General features: G+C 63.1%; 24 protein-coding genes and 1 other RNA gene. 20 read left to right on the top strand and 5 right to left on the bottom strand.

The window, feature by feature from the left end; translation table 11 throughout:
* Positions 1–114 precede the first annotated feature (114 nt).
* The 5 genes from petA to AB688_RS23075 all read left to right on the top strand — a co-directional run bounded on the left by petA (position 115) and on the right by AB688_RS23075 (position 3,885).
* Positions 115–708 carry a ubiquinol-cytochrome c reductase iron-sulfur subunit gene (gene petA / locus AB688_RS23095; protein ID WP_054893990.1) on the top strand — a complete coding sequence of 198 codons (594 nt, stop codon included), beginning with the start codon at positions 115–117 and terminating at the stop codon, positions 706–708.
* The gene (locus AB688_RS23090) at positions 708–1,919 is read left to right on the top strand and encodes a cytochrome b (RefSeq protein ID WP_054893991.1); all 1,212 of its coding nucleotides are present in this window, start codon (positions 708–710) and stop codon (positions 1,917–1,919) included. Before petA ends, AB688_RS23090 begins: the two co-directional genes overlap by 1 nt.
* Positions 1,919–2,698 carry a cytochrome c1 gene (locus AB688_RS23085; protein WP_054893992.1) on the top strand — a complete coding sequence of 260 codons (780 nt, stop codon included), beginning with the start codon at positions 1,919–1,921 and terminating at the stop codon, positions 2,696–2,698. Before AB688_RS23090 ends, AB688_RS23085 begins: the two co-directional genes overlap by 1 nt.
* A gap of 121 nt (positions 2,699–2,819) precedes the next feature.
* Positions 2,820–3,443: a glutathione S-transferase N-terminal domain-containing protein gene (locus tag AB688_RS23080; RefSeq protein WP_063546019.1), complete on the top strand. Its 624-nt coding sequence runs from the start codon at positions 2,820–2,822 to the stop codon at positions 3,441–3,443.
* Positions 3,444–3,453: 10 nt separating this feature from the next.
* Entirely contained in the window at positions 3,454–3,885 is a 432-nt protein-coding gene (locus tag AB688_RS23075; RefSeq protein WP_054893994.1) for a ClpXP protease specificity-enhancing factor, read from the top strand.
* A 46-nt stretch (positions 3,886–3,931) separates the two neighbouring features.
* On the opposite strand, the gene AB688_RS23070 is transcribed toward AB688_RS23075, so the two are convergent.
* From AB688_RS23070 to AB688_RS23050, 5 genes are all read right to left on the bottom strand, one after another.
* Positions 3,932–4,150, bottom strand: a complete 219-nt coding sequence (locus tag AB688_RS23070; RefSeq protein WP_063546018.1) for a YgdI/YgdR family lipoprotein — start codon at positions 4,148–4,150, stop codon at positions 3,932–3,934.
* 80 nt (positions 4,151–4,230) lie between these two features.
* Positions 4,231–4,809, bottom strand: coding sequence for a BON domain-containing protein (locus AB688_RS23065; RefSeq protein ID WP_063546017.1), 579 nt, complete (start codon positions 4,807–4,809; stop codon positions 4,231–4,233).
* Positions 4,806–5,399 carry a phosphoheptose isomerase gene (locus tag AB688_RS23060; RefSeq protein WP_054893997.1) on the bottom strand — a complete coding sequence of 198 codons (594 nt, stop codon included), beginning with the start codon at positions 5,397–5,399 and terminating at the stop codon, positions 4,806–4,808. The genes AB688_RS23065 and AB688_RS23060 overlap by 4 nt, the downstream gene beginning before the upstream one ends.
* A gap of 88 nt (positions 5,400–5,487) precedes the next feature.
* Positions 5,488–5,859, bottom strand: coding sequence for a YraN family protein (locus AB688_RS23055; protein WP_063546016.1), 372 nt, complete (start codon positions 5,857–5,859; stop codon positions 5,488–5,490).
* Complete coding sequence (locus AB688_RS23050; RefSeq protein WP_063546015.1) at positions 5,859–7,676, bottom strand: penicillin-binding protein activator; 1,818 nt, start codon at positions 7,674–7,676, stop codon at positions 5,859–5,861. The genes AB688_RS23055 and AB688_RS23050 overlap by 1 nt, the downstream gene beginning before the upstream one ends.
* 268 nt (positions 7,677–7,944) lie before the next feature.
* Here AB688_RS23050 and rsmI point away from each other — a divergent pair, with 268 nt between their 5' ends.
* From rsmI to AB688_RS22975, 15 genes are all read left to right on the top strand, one after another.
* Entirely contained in the window at positions 7,945–8,739 is a 795-nt protein-coding gene (gene rsmI / locus AB688_RS23045; protein ID WP_231100337.1) for a 16S rRNA (cytidine(1402)-2'-O)-methyltransferase, read from the top strand.
* Between the two features lie 67 nt (positions 8,740–8,806).
* Positions 8,807–9,166: RNase P RNA component class A (gene rnpB / locus AB688_RS23040), an RNA gene on the top strand.
* 309 nt (positions 9,167–9,475) lie between these two features.
* Entirely contained in the window at positions 9,476–9,931 is a 456-nt protein-coding gene (gene mraZ, locus AB688_RS23035; RefSeq protein ID WP_004575120.1) for a division/cell wall cluster transcriptional repressor MraZ, read from the top strand.
* Positions 9,928–10,875, top strand: a complete 948-nt coding sequence (gene rsmH / locus AB688_RS23030) for a 16S rRNA (cytosine(1402)-N(4))-methyltransferase RsmH (RefSeq protein ID WP_063546013.1) — start codon at positions 9,928–9,930, stop codon at positions 10,873–10,875. Before mraZ ends, rsmH begins: the two co-directional genes overlap by 4 nt.
* Positions 10,872–11,165, top strand: coding sequence for a cell division protein FtsL (ftsL, locus tag AB688_RS23025; protein WP_063546012.1), 294 nt, complete (start codon positions 10,872–10,874; stop codon positions 11,163–11,165). The genes rsmH and ftsL overlap by 4 nt, the downstream gene beginning before the upstream one ends.
* Positions 11,165–12,895 carry a peptidoglycan D,D-transpeptidase FtsI family protein gene (locus AB688_RS23020; protein ID WP_162714455.1) on the top strand — a complete coding sequence of 577 codons (1,731 nt, stop codon included), beginning with the start codon at positions 11,165–11,167 and terminating at the stop codon, positions 12,893–12,895. The genes ftsL and AB688_RS23020 overlap by 1 nt, the downstream gene beginning before the upstream one ends.
* Positions 12,895–14,382 (top strand): UDP-N-acetylmuramoyl-L-alanyl-D-glutamate--2,6-diaminopimelate ligase, encoded by a 1,488-nt coding sequence (locus AB688_RS23015; protein WP_063546011.1) that lies wholly within the window; start codon positions 12,895–12,897, stop codon positions 14,380–14,382. Before AB688_RS23020 ends, AB688_RS23015 begins: the two co-directional genes overlap by 1 nt.
* Entirely contained in the window at positions 14,375–15,742 is a 1,368-nt protein-coding gene (locus AB688_RS23010; protein ID WP_063546010.1) for a UDP-N-acetylmuramoyl-tripeptide--D-alanyl-D-alanine ligase, read from the top strand. Before AB688_RS23015 ends, AB688_RS23010 begins: the two co-directional genes overlap by 8 nt.
* Complete coding sequence (mraY, locus tag AB688_RS23005; RefSeq protein WP_054894005.1) at positions 15,742–16,824, top strand: phospho-N-acetylmuramoyl-pentapeptide-transferase; 1,083 nt, start codon at positions 15,742–15,744, stop codon at positions 16,822–16,824. The genes AB688_RS23010 and mraY overlap by 1 nt, the downstream gene beginning before the upstream one ends.
* Before the next feature lie 6 nt (positions 16,825–16,830).
* Positions 16,831–18,177: a UDP-N-acetylmuramoyl-L-alanine--D-glutamate ligase gene (murD, locus tag AB688_RS23000; RefSeq protein WP_063546009.1), complete on the top strand. Its 1,347-nt coding sequence runs from the start codon at positions 16,831–16,833 to the stop codon at positions 18,175–18,177.
* Positions 18,174–19,388 (top strand): putative lipid II flippase FtsW, encoded by a 1,215-nt coding sequence (gene ftsW, locus AB688_RS22995; RefSeq protein ID WP_054894007.1) that lies wholly within the window; start codon positions 18,174–18,176, stop codon positions 19,386–19,388. The genes murD and ftsW overlap by 4 nt, the downstream gene beginning before the upstream one ends.
* Positions 19,378–20,457, top strand: coding sequence for an undecaprenyldiphospho-muramoylpentapeptide beta-N-acetylglucosaminyltransferase (murG, locus tag AB688_RS22990; RefSeq protein WP_063546008.1), 1,080 nt, complete (start codon positions 19,378–19,380; stop codon positions 20,455–20,457). Before ftsW ends, murG begins: the two co-directional genes overlap by 11 nt.
* Positions 20,450–21,904, top strand: a complete 1,455-nt coding sequence (murC, locus tag AB688_RS22985) for a UDP-N-acetylmuramate--L-alanine ligase (protein WP_054894009.1) — start codon at positions 20,450–20,452, stop codon at positions 21,902–21,904. The genes murG and murC overlap by 8 nt, the downstream gene beginning before the upstream one ends.
* The gene (locus AB688_RS22980) at positions 21,901–22,857 is read left to right on the top strand and encodes a D-alanine--D-alanine ligase (protein ID WP_054894010.1); all 957 of its coding nucleotides are present in this window, start codon (positions 21,901–21,903) and stop codon (positions 22,855–22,857) included. Before murC ends, AB688_RS22980 begins: the two co-directional genes overlap by 4 nt.
* Positions 22,858–22,862: 5 nt before the next feature.
* Positions 22,863–23,732, top strand: coding sequence for a cell division protein FtsQ/DivIB (locus AB688_RS22975; protein WP_054894011.1), 870 nt, complete (start codon positions 22,863–22,865; stop codon positions 23,730–23,732).
* The last annotated feature ends 3 nt before the right edge of the window (positions 23,733–23,735 follow it).

Below are 23,735 nucleotides of genomic sequence, written 5' to 3'. Positions count from 1 at the left end.
CTTGTCAGTGTGTGGATTTGTTTCTTACCATGGCGGCCAATTTTTAGCGCCACAGACATTACTAATAGACGCCTGATCCAGCGGGCGAGAAGAAAGCTGATGGGAGAGGACTGAATGAGCAATGACGGCGTCAACGCAGGCCGGCGCCGCTTCCTCGTAGCTGCCACATCCGTGGTGGGGGCTGCGGGGGCAGTGGGGGCTGCGGTACCGTTCGTGGGGTCATGGTTCCCCAGTGCCAAGGCGAAAGCCGCTGGCGCACCGGTGAAGGTCAACATCGCCAAGGTAGAGCCCGGGCAGCAGATGGTTGCCGAATGGCGCGGTCAACCGGTGTTCATCGTGCGGCGAACGCAAGAGATCCTCGGCAATCTGAAAAAAATCACCGCAGACTTGTCCGACCCCGAGTCCAAGGCTTCGGTGCAGCCGACCTACGTCGATCCCGAGGTCCGCTCGATCAAGCCGGAAATCCTCATTCTCGTTGGCTTGTGCACCCACCTGGGGTGCTCGCCGACTTTCCGTCCGGAAGTCGCTCCCGCCGACCTCGGTCCGAAGTGGGTCGGTGGCTATTTCTGCCCTTGCCATGGCTCGCACTACGATTTGGCTGGTCGCGTCTACAAATCGCAGCCAGCCCCGCTCAATCTGCCAGTGCCGCCGCACTCGTACGAGTCGGACGACATCATCGTCATCGGCGTCGATCAGGAGAACGCATGATGAGCAAGTTCATGGACTGGATTGACGCTCGCTTCCCCGCCACGAAAATGTGGGAAGACCACCTGAGCAAGTATTACGCGCCCAAGAACTTCAACTTCCTGTACTTCTTTGGCTCCCTCGCGCTGCTGGTGCTGGTCAACCAGATCGTCACGGGAGTCTGGCTGACCATGAGTTTCACGCCCTCGGCAGAAGAGGCGTTTGCCTCGGTCGAGTACATCATGCGCGATGTCGAGTACGGCTGGATCCTGCGCTATCTGCACTCCACCGGCGCCTCGGCGTTCTTCATCGTGGTCTACCTGCACATGTTCCGCGGGTTGCTCTACGGCTCCTACCAGAAGCCCCGTGAACTGGTGTGGCTGTTCGGCATGCTGATCTACCTGGCGCTGATGGCCGAGGCCTTCATGGGTTACCTGCTGCCCTGGGGGCAGATGTCCTACTGGGGCGCCCAGGTGATCATCTCGCTGTTCGGTGCCATTCCGGTGATCGGCGATGACCTTACTCAATGGATCCGTGGTGACTACCTGATCTCCGGCATCACCCTGAACCGCTTCTTCGCCTTGCATGTGGTAGCGCTGCCGATCGTCATTCTCGGGCTTGTGGTACTGCATATCCTGGCCCTGCACGAGGTAGGTTCGAACAACCCGGACGGTGTCGACATCAAGAAGCACAAGGACGAAAACGGCGTACCGCTGGATGGCATCCCCTTCCACCCGTACTACACGGTGAAAGATATCGTCGGGGTCGTGGTATTCCTCTTCGTGTTCTGTGCTGTGGTGTTCTTCTTCCCGGAAATGGGTGGCTATTTCCTGGAAAAACCGAACTTCGAGCAGGCCAACGCCTTCAAGACGCCTGAGCACATTGCGCCGGTGTGGTACTTCACGCCCTTCTACGCGATCCTGCGGGCGGTGCCTGACAAGCTGTTCGGTGTCATCGCCATGGGCGCGGCGATCGCGGTGCTGTTCGTGTTGCCCTGGCTCGATCGCAGTCCGGTGCGCTCCATGCGCTACAAGGGCTGGTTGAGCAAGATCTTCCTGCTGGTGTTCTGCGTGGCCTTCATCATTCTCGGCGTGCTCGGTGTACTGGCGCCTACGCCCGGTCGGACCCTGCTGTCCCAGGTCTGCACCGTGCTGTATTTCGCCTACTTCCTGCTGATGCCGTTCTACACAAGGCTCGAGAAGACAAAACCGGTTCCGGAAAGGGTGACTGGCTGATGAAAAAGTTTATTGCAGTAATGTTCCTGGCATTGATGCCTGCCTTATCCTTTGCTGCCGAGCAGGGTGTGGAGCTGCAGAAGGTCGATATCGACCTGACCGACAAGGCCGCGTTGCAGGATGGGGCGCGAACCTTCGCCAACTATTGCATGGGTTGCCACAGCGCCAAGTTCCAGCGTTACGAGCGGGTTGCCGATGACCTCGGCATCCCCCACGAGCTGATGCTCGAAAAGCTGGTGTTCACGGGGGCCAAGATTGGCGATCACATGAAGATCGGCATGCAGCCCAGCGATGCCAAGACCTGGTTCGGTGCGGCGCCGCCCGATCTCACGTTGGTCGCCCGAGTGCGGGGTAACGATTGGCTGTACAGCTACCTGCACAGCTTCTACGAAGACAAGTCGCGCCCTTATGGGGTGAACAACAAGGTCTTCCCGAACGTGGGCATGCCCAATGTGCTGGTCGGGCTGCAGGGCAACCAGGTGATTGGGTGCAAGCAGATCCAGACAGTGGTCGACGGCAAGAAGCAGTTCGACCCGCTGACTGGCAGTCCTTTGACCCATGAAGCCTGTGACCAGCTGACCATCGAGCCGAAATCCGGTACCCTGACGCCCGAGCAGTTCGACGAGAAGGTCAAGAACCTGGTGACCTTCCTGGCCTATTCGGCCAACCCGGTCAAACTGGAAAGTCAGCGCATCGGCACCTATGTCCTGCTGTACCTGGCTTTCTTCTTCGTGTTCGCCTACTTGCTCAAGCGCGAATACTGGAAGGACGTGCACTGATCACGCAGTAGTTTCTGGTAGTTGAACGCGCCCTGGGGCGCTCCTGCGCAATCGCGAGGAGCCTCCCAGGGCGCGTTTGCATTTGCAGTTTCACAAGCATCCCCATGCGAGGAGGAGCTACATGGGCGCGACCAACAGGTTAGCCTGCTATTCCGACCCCGCTGACCATTATTCTCATCGGGTACGCCTCGTTCTCGCCGAGAAGGGCGTCAGTGTGCAGATCATCGACGTCATCGCCGATCGTCTGCCGCCCAAACTGATCGAAGTGAACCCCTATGGCAGCGTGCCAACCCTGGTCGACCGCGACCTGGCGTTGTACGAATCGACCGTGGTGATGGAATACCTCGAGGAGCGTTATCCTCATCCGCCGCTGATGCCGGTATACCCGGTGGCGCGCGGCAACAGCCGCCTGCTGATGCACCGTATCCAGCGTGACTGGTGTGCACTGGCTGATGTCATTCTCGATCCGCGTGCCGCCGAGGCTGCGCGTGGCGAGGCGCGCAAGTCGCTGCGCGAGAGTCTGACTGGTGTCTCGGCGCTGTTCGGCGAGTTTCCCTGCTTCATGAGCGAGGAGCAAAGCCTGGTCGATTGTTGTCTACTGCCCATACTCTGGCGATTGCCGGTCCTGGGTATCGAACTGCCGCGGCAAGCCAAGCCGCTGCTGGATTATATGGAGCGACAGTTCGCCCGCGAGCCTTTCCAGGCGAGCCTGTCCGCTGCTGAACGTGAAATGCGCAAGCTTTAAGGAGCCGTTGATGAACTCCAGTCGCCCCTATCTGGTTAGAGCACTGTACGAGTGGATCGTCGACAACGATTGCACCCCCCATATGCTGGTCAATGCCGAGTATCCGGCGGTCCAGGTGCCCCAGGGATTTGCCAGCGATGGCCAGATCGTCTTGAACATCTCGCCCAGCGCCGTGCGTAACCTGCACATGGACAACGACGCGGTGAGCTTCGAGGGGCGCTTCAGTGGCGTGGCCCATTCGCTCTATGTGCCGGCAGGCGCGATCCTGGGGATCTATGCTCGAGAGAATGGCCAGGGCATGGTGTTCGAGCTGGAGCCGCCGTTGATGGATGGCGAAGAGCTCGATGAGGAAGGCGTCGAGCCTGATGATGATGGCCCGCCGGAGGGTGGTGGCCAGCCGCCGCGACCCACTGGGCGGCCGAGCTTGAAAGTGGTCAAGTAATAAAAAAGGCGATCCATCCGGATCGCCTTTTTTATTCAAGTTCGGATTACAGGTCCTTGATCGTACGGACCTGGTCCTTGTTGATGCGGGTCGGCTTGCCGTCCAGCTGCTTGAATTCGTAGAAGCCCGAATCTTTGTCGAACTTTGGCGTGTCGAGCGTCTGCAGCTCGCGGCCGTCGTTGAGGGTGATCGTGCTCGGGGTGGAGCAGCCGGCCAAGGTGGCGAAGGCGGTGATGGCGAGAAGGGACAGCAGGGACTTCTTCATGGGCTTTCCTGGGTTGTTTGCGGCAATACCTGGTGCGATGGGCCACAGCGCGCATTCATCGCGCGCCGTGGCCCTGGATATCAATCGATGTACTCGAACAGCTTGACGATCTTCTGTACGCCAGACACACCTTGAACCACGTTGGTGGCGGCGTTGGCTTCCTGCTGGGTGACCAGGCCGAGCAAGTAGACGATGCCGTTCTCGGTGATCACCTTGATGCGCGAGCTGGGCACGTTGGCGTCACCGATCATCTGGGTCTTGATCTTGGTGGTCAGCCAGGTGTCGTTGTTGCGTGCCAGGATCGACGAGGGCTGCATCACCTGCAGTTCGTTATGCACCTTCTTGACCCGTTGTACCTGGCCGGCGGTCTGCTCGGCGAGGCTCTTCAGGTCGGCGCGCGGGGTCTGGCCTGCGAGCAGGACGATGCCGTTGTAGCTGCTGACGACGATGTGCGAGCCCTTGTCCAGGTCTGGGCTTGCCTTGGCCACATTGACCGAAACCTTGGTTTCGATCAGCGAATCGTCGATCTTGCTGCCAATGGTGCGTGTGCCGCGGTCATCCTCGATCGGCGAGTTGCGGGTCGAGGTCAATACCGAGCTGCAGCCGGAAATACCGAGGCACAGGGTCAGGGCCATGAGGCCGAGGCGCTTGGGGATCATTCTTCACTCCCGAACAGTTGGCTGTCGATCAGATCGCACAGGCAATGGATCGCCAGCAGGTGGACTTCCTGGATGCGCGCAGTGACCGTGGAGGGGACGCGGATCTCCACATCCTCGGGCAGCAGCAGCGAAGCCATACCGCCGCCGTCACGTCCGGTCAATGCTACGACAATCATTTCACGATCATGTGCGGCCTGGATCGCCTGAATCACATTGGCCGAGTTGCCGCTGGTGGAGATCGCCAGCAGTACATCGCCTGGTTGGCCCAGGGCGCGGATCTGCTTGGAGAAGACTTCGTTGTAGCTGTAGTCGTTGGCGATCGAGGTGATGGTCGAGCTGTCGGTGGTCAGGGCGATGGCCGGCAGGCTCGGACGCTCGCGCTCGAAGCGGTTGAGCAGTTCCGAGGAAAAATGCTGGGCGTCACCCGCCGAGCCGCCGTTGCCGCAGGCGAGCATCTTGCCCTCGTTGAGCAGCGCGTTGACCATGACCAGGCTGGCCTGCTCGATGTGCGGTGCCAGGATGTCCATTGCCTGTTGCTTGGTATCGATGCTGGCCTGGAACAGCCGGCGAATTCGGGATTGCATGTCCATCTGGTGTGACCTTAAGTGCGGCGGAGGCCTGCGCGACGCGCGACAGGGGCCAGCCCGCGAAACATAGAGCAAAGAAATCGGAATGGGTTCAGCATTCGAAGGCGTTTTTCAGCCATTGAAGCGGTCGACCTGCATGGTGGCTGCCCTGCAGGGCGACTACGTCGAAGCGGCAGGGGTGATCGGCCCAGCGGGGCTCCTTCAGCAGGAACATGTTGGCGGCAAGCGCCAGGCGTTTCTGCTTGCGCCCGTCGATACTTCCGACGGCGCCGCCGAAGTCCACGTGCAAGCGGTAGCGGACTTCGACGAATACTACTGTATCGGCGTCGAGCATGACCAGATCAAGCTCGCCTTCCTTGCATCGCCAATTGCGCGTCAGCAGCTGCAGGCCTTGCCCTCGAAGATAATCGAGGGCTTGGTTTTCTGCCGCGAGCCCGGCGCTGGTAGGCGAGGCGTCGGGCATCAGCGAGCCGTGTCCGGCAGGCGCTTGACCTGGCCGCCGGAGAACTCGGCCCAGGGCAGTTGGCGCTCGATACGCTGGTTGGCGTTGATGCTCAGGCTGCCGGACAGGCCCTCGACGCGGTTGTCAGGCAGCGCCTTGAGCTGGCCGAGGCGTGGCGCCAGGCTATAGGCATCGACCCCCATGGCGTACAGGCGACCCAGGCTGCCGGCAGCCTGTGGCCACTGCTGGACCACCTGCTGGCGCAAGCTGTTGGTGTTGTCCAGCAGCCATGGGGTTTCGCAGAAGCGAATGCCGTTCATGTCGTTGTACTGGTTCACGTCTCCACTGGCGCTGTAGAGGTTGGAGGTCGCATAGACCGGCACGTCACCCGCGTACTGGAAGTTGAGGGTCGGCTTGATCTGTTGGGCCTGCTGCGGGGTGGCAGCGAGGAAGATGAAGTCGATGTCCTGGCGACGCGACGGTTGTGCGGCGACATTGCCACCCACGGCACTCTGCAGGCTCTTGGCGCGACCTTCGCTCTGGCGCAGCTGGAACAGATCGGCGATCTGTTGAGCCAGGGCCACCGGCTGGGCGATGCGCTCGGCAGCGAGCAGGGTGCCGCCGTTGCCTTCCCAGTCCTGGCGGAAAGCTGCGAGCACGCGGTCGCCCCATTCGCCGCTCGGCACCAGGGCCACGGCGCGGACCAGGCCGTCTGCGCGGGCACGGCGAGAGACTTCGCGGGCTTCGTCCTCGGCGGCGAGGCCGAACTGGAACAGTTGTGGTGGCGATTTCTGCCCGGCCTCGGCGTAGTTCAGCGCCAGGGTGGTGATGGGCAGTTGCGGGTAGTCGGCGAGTTTCTTCACCAGTGGTTTTTCGAGCGGACCGATCACCAGCTGTACGCCGGCCGCCTGGGCCTGGCGATAGAAGTCATCCAGCGAGGTGAGGCGCGAGCTGTCGAAAACCTGAACCGCCGGCGCTGGCTGGCCGGATTGCTGGGCCTGGAAGTGGGCTGCCATGAAGCCGTCGCGCAGTGCACGGGCTACACCGGCCAGCGGGCCTTCCTGTGGCAGCAGCAGGGCGATCTTGGTCAGCGGCTGGCTGGCCAGTTGCTTGAGTTTGACCAGTGCGTCAGGCAACTGCTTGGCGGCCGGATGATCGGCATGTTGCTGGCGCCAGCTATCGATGGCGGCCTGCTGCTGTTCCAGGGTGCCGGCGCTCTTGACCGCCAGGGCCAGGCTGGTCCAGCCGGCGAGGGTCGGGTTGCTGGCCGGTTGCTGCAATTGGTCGGCGGGCAGCGAGGCTACCAGCGACCAGATGGCATCGTTATTCTTTGTCGCGTCCGGGCCGCTGAGCAGCGGAGCCAGCAGGATGCGCTGCTGGGCCGCAGGAAGTGCCTGGCCGTCGGCTTCGAGGGCTGCAGCATGCACGCTATAGGTGCGTACCTGCAGCTCTTCGGGCAGCTCGCCGACGCGTTGCAGGCTTGGGTGCGACAGGGCGCCGAGGGCGGCTTTGGGCTGGTTGCGGCTCATCGCCAGTTCGGCGGCCAGGGTGCTGGCGAACACCTGTTGGGCGGGTTTGAGCGTGTCCAGTGGAACCTGCTCGAGGATGCGTGCGGCGCGTGGGAAGTCCTTCTGCCGGTAGGCCATGTCGGCGGCGCTCAGGCGCAGCAGCGCGGCGTCTTCGGCGGACTTGCTGGAAGCCGCCTTCTCGAGCAGTTGCTCGATGCTGGCGTCGGGGGTGCGTGGCAGTTCGCCCAGGCTGGATGAGGGCGAGCTGGCGCAGGCTGCCAGCAGGGCAGCGAGACAGAGGGCTGTGAGCAGCCGCAGGCAAGCGATCATGTAAGGGTCCTGTTACTCGATCAAGTTGGCCGACAATTGTACCCAAGCGCTGGCCGGGGCGCGATCTTGCTGACGCTGATCCTTCACTATAGGTCGCATGTCAGGGGATGGCGGCCAAGTTCTTTGCGCCTTGTTGCGGGCGCTCGGGCTACAATGGCGCCTTTGATCGGCAAGACAGGTGTGTGCAGTGACTGATGTTGCAGGGGTTCCAAAATCCATAGCGGGTACGCTTTACGTCGTTGCGACGCCCATCGGCAACCTCGACGACATGAGCGCCCGGGCACTCAAGGTGCTGGCCGGCGTGGCGCTGATCGCGGCCGAGGATACCCGCCATTCTGTGCGCCTGCTGCAGCACTTCGGCATCGAGACGCCGCTGGCGGCCTGCCATGAGCACAACGAGCGCGACGAAGGCAGTCGCTTCATCACGCGCTTGCTGGCGGGTGACGATGTGGCGCTGGTGTCCGACGCCGGCACACCGCTGATTTCCGATCCGGGCTATCACCTGGTGCGCCAGGCGCGGGCTGCCGGGGTGAGGGTGGTGCCGGTGCCAGGGGCGTGTGCGCTGATCGCTGCGCTGTCGGCAGCGGGGCTGCCCTCTGATCGCTTCATCTTCGAAGGCTTCCTGCCGGCAAAGGCTGTCGGGCGCCGTGCGCGACTGGAGCAGGTCAAGGAGGAGCCCCGGACCTTGATCTTCTATGAGGCGCCGCATCGCATCCTCGAATGCCTGGAGGACATGGAGGCGGTATTCGGGGGAGCGCGCCCGGCCGTTCTGGCGCGAGAGCTGACCAAGACGTTCGAGACGCTCAAGGGGTTGCCGTTGGCCGAGTTGCGCGCCTTTGTCGCAGCGGATACCAATCAGCAGCGTGGGGAATGCGTGGTGCTGGTCGCGGGCTGGAGTGCGCCGCAAGACGATCAGGCGATCAGCAGCGACGCCATGCGTGTACTGGACCTGCTGCTGGCGGAATTGCCGCTCAAGCGGGCGGCGGCATTGGCGGCGGAAATTACCGGCGTGCGCAAGAATCTTCTTTATCAAGCGGCGCTGGATAAACAGAAAAGCCATTGATGGCGTAATGATATTATTTGCGGTATTGCTTGTTCTTGCTCGCGCCTGCCGTTACCCTTACCGGCGGAGAGTCGATCGGACAGTCGCTGCCTGCATTTGTTCCGCAAAAGCAGGGGGAGGAAAGTCCGGGCTCCGCAGGGCAGAGTGCCAGGTAACGCCTGGGAGGCGCGAGCCTACGGAAAGTGCCACAGAAAACAACCGCCTAAGCACTTCGGTGCCGGTAAGGGTGAAAAGGTGCGGTAAGAGCGCACCGCACGACTGGCAACAGTTCGTGGCTAGGTAAACCCCACTCGGAGCAAGACCAAATAGGGTTCCTTATGGCGTGGCCCGCGTCGGAACCGGGTAGGTTGCTAGAGGCGTCCAGTGATGGCCGTCGTAGAGGAATGACTGTCCTCGACAAAACCCGGCTTACAGATCGACTCTCCACCTCTTCTTTTCCTGCTTGAATCGATAGCAGATCCCTTCTGGTAATGCCGAAAAGTTCTTACTCTTGATAATTCACTTTAACTTCACACTCTATCCGTTTGAGTGCGCTTGATTTTTCCCGCCAGTTTTTTCTCCCGGTAGTCCTTCCGCCTTCCTTTGTTGCGCTAAATCTCGGTCCTGTAAGGGTTTTCCTTATGAACGCGCCTTGACGGTGTGGCGGACGGATTCCTATAGTGTGCGCAAGTGGCAGAAAGTGGGATGAAGTGGGTTTTCTGGCACAAAAAAGTTAACATTGTGGGGAATCGCAGCCGTGTTCCGCGGAGCCAACGCCGTCAGCCTCGATGCAAAGGGCCGTCTCGCCATGCCGAGCCGGTACCGTGACGAGCTCGATTCGCGTTGCAATGGTCAACTTATCGTGACCATCGACGCTGTTGACCCCTGCTTGTGTGTTTATCCCCTCGATGAGTGGGAACAGATAGAAGCCAAGTTGCGTGCCTTGCCGTCGCTGCGTGAGGAAAACCGTCGCCTGCAGCGTTTGCTGATCGGTAATGCGGTGGACCTGGAGCTCGATGGCAGTGGTCGTTTCCTGGTGCCGCCCCGTTTGCGTGAGTACGCCAAGCTCGACAAGAAGGCGATGCTGGTGGGGCAACTGAACAAATTCCAGCTGTGGGATGAGGATGCCTGGAACGCGGTTTCGGCAGCCGACCTCGCAGCTATTCAACAACCGGGCGCCATGCCCGATGAACTGCGTGACCTGATCCTGTGACGATAGATAGCGGCTTCAACCACATCACCGTATTGCTCGACGAAGCTGTCGAGGCATTGGCCCTGCGCGCCGACGGTTGCTATCTGGACGGGACCTTCGGTCGCGGAGGGCACAGTCGTCTCATTCTCAGCAAGCTCGGGCCGCAAGGGCGGCTGTTGGGCTTCGACAAGGATCCACAGGCGATTGCCACGGGGCAAGCGCTGGCGGCCGAAGACGGCCGCTTTGTCATTGTGCAGCGCAGCTTCGCCGAGCTCGGTGATGAAGTGCGCACGCGCGCGCTGGATGGCAAGGTCAGCGGTATCCTGCTCGACCTGGGTGTCTCCTCTCCACAGCTGGACGATCCCGAGCGCGGCTTCAGTTTCCTCAACGATGGCCCACTGGACATGCGCATGAATCCGGGCCAAGGCATCAGCGCGGCCGAGTTCATCGCGACCGCCCCCGTCGAAGAAATAGCCCGCGTGTTCAAGGAGTATGGCGAGGAGCGTTTTGCCGGCCGCATGGCGCGTGCGGTGGTCGAGCGTCGCGAGAAGCAGCCGTTCACCCGTACTGCCGACCTGGCCGAAGTGCTCAAGGTCGCCAACCCTGCTTGGGAAAAGGGCAAGAACCCGGCAACTCGCGCCTTCCAGGGGCTGCGCATTCACGTCAATAACGAGCTGGGTGACTTGGAGGCCGGCCTCGAAGCCGCGCTCGAGGCGCTGGAAGTCGGCGGTCGTCTGGCGGTGATCAGCTTCCACTCGCTGGAAGACCGTATCGTCAAACTGTTCATGCGCAAGCTGGTCAAGGGCGAGGCGGATAACCTGCCACGCAACCTGCCGGTGCAGCACAAGGTCTTCGAACCTCGTATCAAGCTGATCGGTAAGGCGCAGTTCGCCTCCGATGCGGAACTCAAGGCCAACCCGCGTGCGCGCAGCGCCGTCATGCGCGTGGCGGAGAAACTGCGGTGAGTCGCCTGTTCGCCAAGCCATTGCCAGGCGGAAGCTTCCTGATGCTTCTGCTGTTCGTTGGCGTGCTGGTGTCGGCCATCGCTGTCTCCTACAGCGCGCACTGGAACCGCCAGTTGCTCAACACGCTCTACAATGAGCTGAGCGAACGCGACAAGGCCCAGGCTGAGTGGGGGCGCCTGATTCTCGAGCAGAGCACCTGGACTGCCCACAGCCGCATCGAAAGCCTGGCCGCCGGCCAGTTGAAGATGCGCGTGCCCAACGCTGACGAAGTGCGGATGGTGACGCCATGATGAAGCTCGAGGGTGCACTCTACCCCTGGCGCTTCCGGGTCGTCGTTGGCCTGCTGGCGTTGATGGTCGGCGCCATCAGCTGGCGGATCATCGACCTGCAGGTGGTCGATCGCGACTTCCTCAAGGGCCAGGGTGATGCTCGCAGCCTGCGCCATATCCCGATTCCTGCACACCGTGGCCTGATCACCGACCGCAATGGCGAGCCTCTGGCTGTCAGTACGCCGGTCACCACGCTGTGGGCCAACCCCAAGGAGATGCAGGCGTCCAAGGATCGCTGGCCGCAACTGGCCGCCGTGCTGGGGCAGAACCCGCAGCAATTGATCGAGCGCCTCACCCAGCAGGCCAACAAGGAGTTCATCTACCTGGTTCGTGGCCTCACGCCCGAGCAGGGCCAGCAGGTGCTCGACCTTAAAGTGCCCGGTGTCTACGGCCTCGAAGAGTTCCGCCGCTTCTATCCGGCGGGTGATGTCACCGCGCACATGGTGGGTTTCACCGACCTGGATGACCACGGCCGTGAAGGTGTCGAGCTCGCCTATGACGAGTGGCTGGCCGGGGTGCCTGGCAAGCGACAAGTGATCAAGGACCGGCGCGGTCGCCTGATCAAGGATATTCAAGTCACCAAGAACGCCAAGGCCGGTAAGACCTTGGCGTTGTCGATAGATCTGCGCCTCCAGTACCTGGCGACTCGCGAGCTGCGCAACGCCATCGCCGAACAGGACGCCAAGGCCGGCAGCCTGGTGATCATGGACGTCAAGACCGGCGAGGTCCTGGCGATGGTCAACCAGCCAACGTACAACCCCAACAACCGCCGCAGCATGTTCCCGGCAGCCATGCGTAACCGGGCCATCATCGATGTCTTCGAGCCCGGCTCGACGGTCAAGCCGATCTCCATGAGTGCGGCCCTGCAGAGCGGGCGCTGGAAACCGACCGACAAGGTCGAGGTGTATCCGGGCAGCCTGCAGATCGGTCGCTACACGATCAAGGACGTTTCCAGGAGCGAGGGCCCGATCCTCGATCTGACCGGCATCCTGATCAACTCCAGTAACGTCGGCATGAGCAAGATCGCCTTCGATATCGGCGGCGAAGCCATCTATCGGGTGATGTCGCAGGTCGGCCTGGGGCAGTACACCGGCCTGGGCTTCCCGGGCGAGCGTGTTGGCAACCTGCCCAATCATCGCGAATGGCGCAAGGCCGAGACGGCCACGCTTTCGTACGGCTACGGCGTATCGGTCACCGCCCTGCAGTTGGTTCACGCCTACGCCGCGCTGGCCAACGACGGCAAGATGGTGCCGCTGTCGATTCTCAAGGTCGACAAGGCGCCGGAAGCCGTGCAAGCCATTCCGCAAGAAACCGCCAAGACCGTGCAGGGCATGTTGCAGCAGGTGATCGAGGCGCCGCGTGGTGTGTTCCGCGCCCAGGTGCCGTTCTACCACGTCGCTGGCAAGTCGGGTACGGCGCGCAAGGCCACGGTCGGCTCCAAGGGCTACACCGAAAACGCCTACCGCTCGCTGTTCGCAGGCTTCGGCCCGATGAGCGACCCGCGCTACGCCATCGTCGTGGTCATCGACGAGCCGGGCAAGGGCGGTTACTTCGGTGGCCTGGTCTCGGCGCCAGTGTTCAGCAAGGTCATGTCCGGCACCCTGCGGCTGATGAACGTGCCGCCGGATAACCTGCCGCCCGCGAACGCGCAGCAGGCCAGCGCAGTACCCGCCAAGGGAGGGCGTGGTTGATGACGATGCCATTGAGCAAGCTTTTCGCCCACGCCAGCCGCGATCCGTTGATTCGCGAGCTGACACTCGACAGCCGCCAGGTGCGGCCGGGTGATCTGTTCCTGGCGGTGCCAGGTGCCAAGGTCGATGGTCGTGATCACATCGCCGATGCGCTTGCCCGCGGTGCCGCCGCCATCGCCTATGAAGAGCAGGGCGCCACGGTGTTGCCGCTGACCGACGTGCCGCTGATTCCGGTCAAGGGCCTGATCGCGCAACTGTCGGCCATCGCCGGCCGCTTCTATGGCGAGCCGAGCCGCCAACTCAATCTGGTCGGTGTGACGGGCACCAACGGCAAGACCAGCGTGACGCAACTGCTCGCCCAGGCCCTTGATCAGTTGGGCCAGCGCTGCGGTCTGATCGGCACCTTGGGTACCGGTTTCTACGGGGACTTGCAGAGCGGCCGCCTGACCACGCCGGATCCGATTGCCGTGCAAGCCACGCTCAACGACCTGAAGAAGGGTGGCGCTGAGGCCGTGGCGATGGAAGTGTCTTCCCATGCCCTGGAGCAGGGGCGCGTGGCAGCACTGGCCTTCGATATCGCGGTGATGACCAACCTGTCGCGCGATCACCTGGACTACCACGGCAGCATGCAGGCCTACGAGGCCGCCAAGGCCAAGCTGTTCGCCTGGCCGAGCCTGCGTTGGCAGGTGGTCAACCTGGACGACGCCTTTGGTCGTCGTCTGGCCGAGGACTTTGCTCGCCGCCCGAGTGCCGATCATATCGAGACCCGGCTGCTCAGCTATAGCCTGGAAAACCCGGACGCGTCGCTGTTCTGCCGCGAAGCCCATTTCGACGACGATGGCGTGCGCGCCATCCTGGTCACCGCTCAAGGCGAACGCACACTGCGCAGCCAACTGCTCGGGCGTTTCAACCTGAGCAACATGCTCGCAGCCGTGGCCACGCTGCTGGCGCTGGATTACTCGCTGGACGAAATCCTGAAAGTCATCCCGCAATTGCAAGGGCCTGTCGGTCGCATGCAGCGCCTGGGCGGGGGCGCCAAACCGCTGGTGGTGGTCGATTACGCGCACACCCCCGATGCGCTGGAAAAGGTGCTCGAAGCCCTGCGTCCACACGCCCACGGCAAGCTGCTGTGCCTGTTCGGTTGTGGCGGGGATCGCGATCGCGGCAAGCGTCCGCTGATGGCCGAAGTGGCCGAGCGTCTGGCTGACCGCGTGCTGGTCACCGACGACAACCCGCGTACCGAGGATCCGCTGCGGATCTTCGATGACATTCGCCCAGGTTTCGCCAAGCCTGCCGACGCCGAGTTCGTCGCCGGTCGTGGCGAAGCCATCGCACACCTGATCGCCACCGCTGCCGCCGACGATGTGATCGTGCTGGCCGGCAAGGGGCACGAGGATTACCAGGAGATCAATGGCGAGCGCCTTGTTTTCTCCGATCTGGTCGAAGCCGAGAAGGCGCTTTCAGCCTGGGAGGCTCCACATGCTTAAGCCCATGACACTCAGCCAGCTGACCGCAGCACTGAGTGCTCGTCTGGTCGGGGCCGACGCCACCTTCACCGGTGTCAGCATCGACAGCCGCAGCGTGGCTGCGGGGCAACTGTTCATTGCACTGACCGGCCCGCGTTTCGATGGCCACGACTACCTTGCCGATGTGAAGGCCAAGGGCGCCGTGGCCGCGTTGGTCGAGCGCGAAATCGCCGATGTCGACTTGCCGCAGTTGCTGGTCGCCGATTGCCGCGTGGCGCTTGGCCTGCTGGGCGCGCTCAATCGCGCCGCCTTCGACAAACCGGTGGTCGCCATCACCGGCTCCAGCGGCAAGACCACGGTCAAGGAGATGCTGGCCTCCATTCTGCGCACCCGTGGCCTGGTACATGCCACCCGTGGCAACCTGAACAACGACCTCGGCGCGCCACTGACGTTGCTGGAGATCGCGCCCGATCACAGTGCGGCGGTGATCGAGCTGGGTGCTTCGCGCATCGGCGAGATTCGCTACACCGTTGGCCTGACCCGGCCACAAGTCGTCATCCTCAACAACGCTGGCACCGCCCACGTGGGTGAATTCGGCGGGCCGGAGAAGATCGTCGAGGCCAAGGGCGAGATTCTCGAAGGTTTGGGTGAGGGCGGTATCGCCGTGCTCAACCTGGACGACAAGGCCTTTGACATCTGGCACAAGCGCGCCGGCGCGCGCCAGGTGCTGAGCTTTGCCCTGAGCAACGAGAAGGCCGACTTCTACGCCAGCGACATCGGTCGCGACGCGCGCGGCTGCCCCTCCTTCACCCTGCACGGCCCAAGCGGCAGTGCGCCGGTGCAGTTGAACCTGCTTGGCACGCATAACGTCGCCAACGCGCTGGCCGCTGCGGCTGGCGCCCATGCCGTAGGTGTGAGCCTGCCGGGCATCGCCGCCGGCCTTGCCGCAGTGCAGCCGGTCAAGGGCCGTTCCGTGGCACAGATCGCGCCCAGCGGTGCGCGGGTGATCGACGACACCTACAACGCAAATCCCACCTCGATGTGTGCCGCCATTGATATACTCGCCGGCTTTTCCGGACGCACCGTCCTGGTGCTCGGGGATATCGGCGAACTGGGGCAATGGGCCGAGGAAGGCCACCGTCAGGTGGGCGACTACGCACGCGGCAAGGTCGATGCCTTGTACGCGACTGGCACCAACATGGTTCACGCGGTTCAGGCGTTCGGCGCCAATGGCCGCCATTTCGCTACTCAAGCTGAGCTGATCGACGCCGTTCGTGCCGAGAGCGTCAGCGATACCACTATCTTGATCAAGGGCTCACGCAGCGCTGCGATGGAAAACGTCGTGGCTGCATTGTGTGGTGCCAGCGGGGAGAAACATTAATGCTGCTGCTGTTGGCTGAGTATCTGCAACAGTTCTACAAGGGCTTCGCGGTCTTCCAGTACCTGTCCCTGCGCGGGATCCTGGGTGTGTTGACGGCGTTGTCCTTGGCACTGTGGCTGGGGCCCTGGATGATTCGTACCCTGCAGATTCGCCAGATCGGCCAGGCTGTGCGTAACGACGGCCCACAATCGCACCTGTCCAAGTCCGGCACCCCGACCATGGGCGGTGCGCTGATCCTGTCTGCCATCGCCATCAGCACCCTGCTCTGGGCCGACCTGACCAATCGCTATGTATGGGTGGTGTTGATCGTCACCCTGCTGTTCGGCGCCATCGGCTGGGTCGACGACTACCGCAAGGTGATCGAGAAGAACTCGCGTGGCCTGCCGAGCCGCTGGAAGTACTTCTGGCAGTCGGTGTTCGGCCTCGGGGCTGCGGTCTTCCTCTACATGACCGCCCCGACCAGCGTCGAAACCACGCTGATCGTGCCGTTCCTCAAGGACTTCACCATTCCCCTGGGCGTTGGCTTCGTGGTGCTGACCTACTTCGTCATCGTCGGTTCGAGCAACGCGGTCAACCTGACCGACGGCCTCGATGGTCTGGCGATCATGCCGACGGTGATGGTCGGCGGTGCGCTGGGCATCTTCTGCTACCTGTCGGGCAACGTGAAGTTCGCCGAGTACCTGCTGATCCCTTATGTGCCGGGCTCGGGTGAGCTGATCGTGTTCTGCGGTGCGCTGATCGGTGCAGGCCTGGGCTTCCTCTGGTTCAACACCTACCCGGCACAGGTCTTCATGGGTGACGTCGGTGCCCTGGCGCTGGGTGCGGCGCTGGGCACCATCGCCGTGATCGTCCGCCAGGAAATCGTGCTGTTCATCATGGGCGGCATCTTCGTGGTGGAAACCCTGTCGGTGGTGATCCAGGTCGCATCGTTCAAGTTGACCGGCAAGCGTGTGTTCCGCATGGCGCCGATCCATCACCATTTCGAACTCAAGGGTTGGCCCGAGCCGCGGGTGATCGTCCGATTCTGGATCATCACCGTGATTCTGGTGCTGATCGGCCTTGCCACCCTGAAGCTGAGGTAAACGAGCGTGTCACTGATCGCTTCCGACCAATTCCGCATCGTTGTCGGCCTCGGCAAGAGCGGCATGTCCCTGGTTCGCTTCCTGGCGAACCGGGGCATTGCCTTTGCGGTCGCCGATACCCGCGAGCAACCGCCGGAACTGGAAACCCTGCGCCGTGAATACCCGCAGGTGGAAGTGCGCTGTGGTGAACTGGATGTGGACTTCCTGTGCCGCGCTAACGAGCTCTACGTAAGCCCGGGCCTGGCCTTGGCTACCCCGGCGTTGCAGCAGGCCGCCGCGCGCGGCGTGAAACTCTCCGGTGACATCGAGCTGTTCGCACGCCATGCCAAGGCGCCAATCGTTGCCATCAGCGGCTCCAACGCCAAGAGCACGGTGACCACCCTGGTCGGCGAAATGGCTGCCAAGGCCGGCAAGCGTGTCGCTGTCGGCGGCAACCTCGGCACCCCGGCGCTTGACCTGCTCGACGATGCGGTCGAGTTGTACGTCATGGAGCTGTCGAGCTTCCAGCTCGAGACTACCGATCAGCTCAACGCCGAAGTGGCCACCGTGCTGAACATCAGCGAAGACCACATGGACCGCTACAGTGGCCTGCCGGCTTATCACCTGGCCAAGCACCGCATCTTCCGCGGTGCGCGACAGGTGGTAGTCAACCGTCAGGACGCCCTCAGCCGGCCCCTGCCTGTCGAAGGTCGTCCATGCTGGACATTCGGCCTCAACGCCCCGGACTTCAAGGCCTTTGGCCTGCGTGAAGTGGAGGGCGAGAAGTATCTGGCCTTCGAATTCCAGACCCTGATGCCGGTGCGCGAGCTGAAGATCCGCGGTGCGCACAACCAGAGCAATGCCCTGGCAGCCCTGGCTCTGGGCCATGCCGCCGGTCTGCCGTTCGAACCGATGCTCGAGGCTCTGCGCGAGTTCAAGGGCCTTGTCCATCGCTGCCAGTGGATCCGCGAGCGCAATGGCGTGAACTGGTACGACGACTCCAAGGCTACCAACGTTGGCGCGGCACTGGCCGCCATCGAAGGCCTGGGTGCCGACATCGAAGGCAAGCTGGTACTGATCGCCGGTGGCGACGGCAAGGGCGCTGATTTTGCCGCCTTGCGTCAGCCAGTCGCCGCCTATTGCCGCGCTGTGGTGTTGCTGGGGCGTGACGCCGAGCGCCTGGCCGAGACGTTCGGCGACAGCGTGCCGCTGGTCCGGGTCAAGACCCTGGACCAAGCCGTGCAGCGCTGCGCCGAGCTCGCCCAGCCAGGTGACGCGGTGCTGCTGTCGCCGGCCTGCGCCAGCCTCGACATGTTCAAGAACTTCGAAGAACGCGGGCGCCTGTTCGCCCAGGCAGCGGAGGGGCTGGCATGATCTTCGGCATCATCAAGCCGTATCCGTCGCCGCTGATCAGCGGTCGTGGCATCGACATCGACTTCGCCTTCCTTGCCGGCTGCCTGGCCTTGCTGGGGTTGGGCCTGGTGATGATCACCTCGGCGTCCTCGGAAGTGGCCGCCGTGCAGTCCGGCAATCCGCTCTATCACATGATCCGTCACCTGGTGTACGTCGCGATCGGCCTTGTTGCCTGCGGTGTGACCATGATGGTGCCGATCGCCACCTGGCAGCGCATGGGCTTCATGATGCTGATCGGCGCCTTCGGCTTGCTGGTGCTGGTACTGGTGCCGGGGATCGGTCGGGAAGTGAACGGTTCGATGCGCTGGATCGGCTTCAGCTTCTTCAACGTCCAGCCTTCGGAGATCGCCAAGGTCTTCGTGGTCATCTATCTGGCGGGTTACCTGGTACGCCGCCAGACCGAGGTGCGCGAGAGCTGGATGGGCTTCTTCAAGCCGTTCATCGTCCTGCTGCCCATGGCAGGCCTGCTGCTGATGGAGCCGGACTTCGGCGCCACCGTGGTGATGATGGGCGCTGCGGCGGCCATGCTGTTCCTGGGAGGGGTGGGGCTGTTCCGCTTCTCGCTGATGGTGGTGCTGGCGGTGGTCGCGGTGTTCATCCTGGTCCAGGCGCAACCCTACCGGATGGCGCGTCTGATCACCTTCACCGACCCCTGGTCCGATCAGTTCGGTTCGGGCTACCAGCTGACGCAGGCACTGATCGCCTTCGGTCGTGGCGAGTGGCTGGGCGTCGGCCTGGGCAACAGCGTACAGAAGCAGTTCTACCTGCCCGAGGCGCACACTGACTTCGTGTTCTCGGTGCTGGCCGAAGAGCTTGGCGTAGTCGGCTCGCTGTGCACCGTGGCGCTGTTCGTGTTCGTCACCATCCGCGCCTTGTACATCGGCCTGTGGGCCGAGAAGGCCAAGCAGTTCTTCGCCGCCTACATGGCCTTCGGCCTGGCCTTCCTGTGGATCGGCCAGTTCCTGATCAACATTGGTGTGAACGTGGGTCTGCTGCCGACCAAGGGGCTGACGCTGCCATTCCTCAGCTACGGGGGCAGCTCGCTGGTGATCTGCTGCGCCTGCGTGGGGCTGTTGCTGCGTATCGAGTGGGAGAGTCGAACGCACCTGGGTAGCGAGGAGCACGAGTTCAAGGAGAGCGATTTTGCCGAGGAGACCAGTCATGGCCGCTGATGGCAAGAACGTACTGATCATGGCCGGTGGCACCGGGGGGCATGTGTTCCCGGCCCTGGCCTGCGCCCGCGAATTCCAGGCGCGCGGCTACAGCGTGCACTGGCTCGGTACGCCACGGGGTATCGAGAACGAACTGGTGCCCCAGGCTGGCTTGCCGCTGCACCTGATCCAGGTCAGCGGGCTGCGTGGCAAGGGCAAGCTGTCGCTGCTCAAGGCGCCGTTCACCCTGGTCAAGGCCGTGCTGCAGGCGCGGCGCATCATTCGTGAGCTCAAGCCGGTGTGCGTGCTGGGCTTTGGCGGCTATGTCACAGGCCCAGGCGGTGTTGCCGCGCGGCTGTGCGGTGTGCCGCTGGTGATTCACGAACAGAACGCCCGTGCAGGTACCGCCAATCGCCTGCTGGTGCCACTGGCCGCGCGAGTCTGCGAAGCTTTCCCCGACACGTTCGCTGCCAGCGAGAAGCGTCGGACCACCGGTAACCCGGTGCGCCCCGAACTGTTCCTGGAAACGCCTCGTGCGGCACTTGCCGGGCGTCGTGCGCGTCTTCTGGTGCTCGGCGGCAGCCTCGGTGCGGAACCATTGAACAAATTGCTGCCTAAGGCCCTGTCCGAAGTGACTGCAGACCTGCGGCCAGAGGTGTTCCACCAGGCTGGCAAGCAACATGCGTCGGTCACCGCCGAGCGTTATCGCGAGGCCGGGATCGAGGCTCAGGTAGAGCCGTTCATCAAAGACATGGCCCACGCTTATGGCTGGGCCGACATGGTGGTGTGCCGGGCCGGCGCCCTGACCGTCAGCGAACTCGCGGCGGCGGGCCTGCCCTCGATGCTGGTGCCCTTGCCCCACGCGATCGACGATCACCAGACCCACAACGCCCAATATCTGGCTCGCGAAGGTGCCGCCTTCCTGATGCCACAAGCGACAACTGGCGCAGCGCAGCTCGCTGAACGCCTGAACGAGGTGCTGATGCAACCCGAGAAACTCAACACCATGGCCGGCACTGCGCGCCGCCTGGCCAAGCCTGCTGCAACCAGCACCGTGGTCGATATCTGCCTGGAGGTGGCCCATGGTTGAAAGCCAGAAAGCCATGCCGCAGCCCAAGATGGGCCGCATTCGCCGCATTCACTTCGTCGGTATCGGCGGCGTGGGCATGTGCGGTATCGCCGAAGTGCTGCTGAACCTGGGCTACGAAGTGTCCGGTTCCGACCTCAAGGCCTCGCCGGTCACCCAGCGCCTGGAGTCGTTCGGCGCCGAAATTTTCGTGGGGCACCGTGCCGAGAACGCTGCCACCGCCGATGTACTGGTCGTCTCCAGCGCAATCAATCCGGCCAACCCTGAAGTTGCCACCGCGCTCGAACGCCGTATCCCGGTGGTGCCGCGTGCCGAGATGCTGGCCGAGCTGATGCGCTACCGCCACGGCATCGCTGTCGCCGGTACCCACGGCAAGACCACCACCACCAGCCTGCTGGCCTCGGTGTTCGCTGCCGGTGGCCTGGATCCGACCTTCGTCATCGGTGGCCGTCTGACTGCTGCTGGCACCAACGCCCAGCTCGGTACCAGCCGCTACCTGATCGCCGAAGCCGATGAAAGTGATGCGAGCTTCCTGCACCTGCAGCCGATGGTCGCTGTCGTCACCAACATCGACGCCGACCACATGGCGACCTACGAGGGTGACTTCAACAAACTGAAGAAGACCTTCGTCGAGTTCCTGCACAACCTGCCGTTCTACGGCCTGGCCGTGATGTGCCTGGACGACCCGGTCGTGCGCGAGATTCTGCCTCAGGTCAAGCGTCCGACCGTCACCTACGGCTTCAGCGAAGAAGCCGACATCCGCGCCATCAACGTGCGCCAGCAGGGCATGCAGACGCATTTCACCGTGCTGCGTCGCGACTGCGAGCCGCTGGAGGTGTCCGTGAACATGCCGGGCAACCACAATGTGCTCAACGCCCTGGCCACCATCGCCATTGCCACCGACGAGGGCATCAGTGACGACGCCATCATCCAGGGCCTGTCGGGCTTCCAGGGTGTGGGGCGACGCTTCCAGGTGTACGGCGAGCTGCCAGTCGAGGGCGGTAGCGTGATGCTGGTCGACGACTATGGCCATCACCCCACCGAAGTGGCGGCGGTGATCAAGGCCGTGCGCGGCGGTTGGCCGAGCCGGCGCCTGGTGATCGTCTACCAGCCGCACCGCTACAGCCGCACCCGCGATCTTTACGACGACTTCGTGCAGGTGCTGGGTGATGCCAACGTGCTGCTGCTGATGGAAGTCTACCCGGCCGGCGAGGAGCCGATTCCCGGCGCCGACAGCCGCCAGCTGTGCCACAGCATCCGCCAGCGCGGCAAGCTGGACCCGATCTACATCGAACGTGGTGCCGAGCTCGCGCCACTGGTCAAGCCACTGCTGCGCGCTGGCGACATCCTGATCTGCCAGGGTGCCGGCGATGTGGGTGGCCTGGCCCCGCAACTGATGAAAAGCCCGCTGTTCGCTGGCGCTGTCGCCAAGCAGGAGAAACCGCTGTGAGTACCGCCTACGACAAACTGCACTCCACGCTCGACGTCAAGGCCTTCGGCCGCGTCGCCGTGCTGTATGGCGGCAAGAGCGCCGAGCGTGAGGTTTCGCTCAAGTCGGGCGCCGCGGTGATCGAGGCGCTGACCTCGGCCGGCGTGGATGTGGTTGCCATCGATGTGGGTGACGATCTGCTCGCCCGCTTGCAAAGCGAGAAGATCGACCGCGCTTTCATCATTCTTCACGGCCGTGGTGGTGAAGACGGCAGCATGCAAGGCCTGCTCGAGTGCCTGGGCATTCCCTACACCGGCAGCGGCATCCTTGCCTCGGCGCTGGCCATGGACAAACTGCGCACCAAGCAGGTGTGGCAGAGCCTGGGCATTCCGACCCCGCGTCACGCCGTGCTGGCCAGCGAAAGCGACTGTGTCGAGGCCGGCAAGGAACTGGGCTTCCCGCTGATCGTCAAACCGGCCCATGAAGGTTCCAGCATCGGCATGGCCAAGGTGAACAGCGTCGAAGAGCTGGTTGCCGCCTGGAAGGACGCTGCCAAGTACGACTCCCAGGTACTGGTCGAGCAGTGGATCCACGGTCCGGAGTTCACCATTGCGGTGCTGCGCGGGCAGGTGCTGCCACCGATCGCACTGGGTACGCCGCACGTGTTCTACGACTACGACGCCAAGTACATCGCCAACGACACCCAGTACCGCATTCCATGCGGCCTGGACGCTGGCAAGGAACAGGAACTGATGGACCTGACTGCCCGCGCTTGCGATGCCATCGGCATCGAGGGCTGGGGCCGTCTGGATGTAATGCAGGACGAGCAGGGCCGGTTCTGGCTGCTCGAAGTCAACACCGCACCCGGCATGACCGATCATAGCCTGGTGCCCATGGCGGCCCGCGCGGCCGGTCTGGACTTCCAGCAGCTGGTGCTGGCGATCCTGGCCGAAAGCGTAGCGACGCGAGGTTAAGAGCCATGCAAGGCGCAATGATACGTCAGCAGCAACCCGTCACCGGCCGCAGCAAGCCGGTGCCGCGCGGTGCCAGCCGACTGGTGGCCGACGAGCCCGTATCGGCGCGCCTGCCACGGCCCAGCTTCGGTGGGTTGAAACGCCTGCTGTGGCCGGTGCTGCTGGTCGCTGCCGGCTTCGGTGCCTACGAAGGCGCGATCCGGTTGATGCCTTACGCCGACCGCCCGATCACCAAGATCGCCGTGCAAGGCGACCTGAGCTACATCAGCCAGCAGGCGGTGCAGCAGCGTATCGCGCCTTATGTCGCGGCGAGCTTCTTCAGTGTCGATCTGCCGGCGATGCGTACAGAACTCGAGCAGATGCCATGGATCGCCCACGCCGAAGTGCGTCGGGTATGGCCGGATGAGGTGGTGATCCGCCTCGAGGAACAACTGCCGGTCGCGCGCTGGGGCGATGAGGCCTTGCTCAACAACCAGGGCCAGGCGTTCACCCCGCGTGAGCTGGCCAACTATGAGCATTTGCCGCAGCTGTTCGGGCCGCAGCGCGCTCAGCAACAAGTCATGCAGCAGTATCAGGTATTGAGCCAGATGCTGCGCCCCATGGGCTTCTCCATCGCTCGCCTGGAGCTGCGCGAGCGAGGCAGCTGGTTCCTGACCACCGGTGCGGGTAGCGCCGGTCCTGGCATCGAGCTGCTGTTGGGGCGCGATCATCTGGTGGAGAAGATGCGCCGGTTCATTGCCATATACGACAAGACACTCAAAGAGCAGATCACCAACATCGCCCGCATCGATCTGCGATACGCCAACGGATTAGCGGTTGGCTGGCGGGAACCGAATGCACCGACGACGGCCCAACCCGCCGTTGCGAAGAATTAGAGA

Source organism: Pseudomonas putida, assembly GCF_001636055.1.
Taxonomy (GTDB): domain Bacteria; phylum Pseudomonadota; class Gammaproteobacteria; order Pseudomonadales; family Pseudomonadaceae; genus Aquipseudomonas; species Aquipseudomonas machongensis.
Note: the sequence above shows the minus strand (reverse complement) of the source record. Positions and strands in the feature narration are given on the sequence as shown.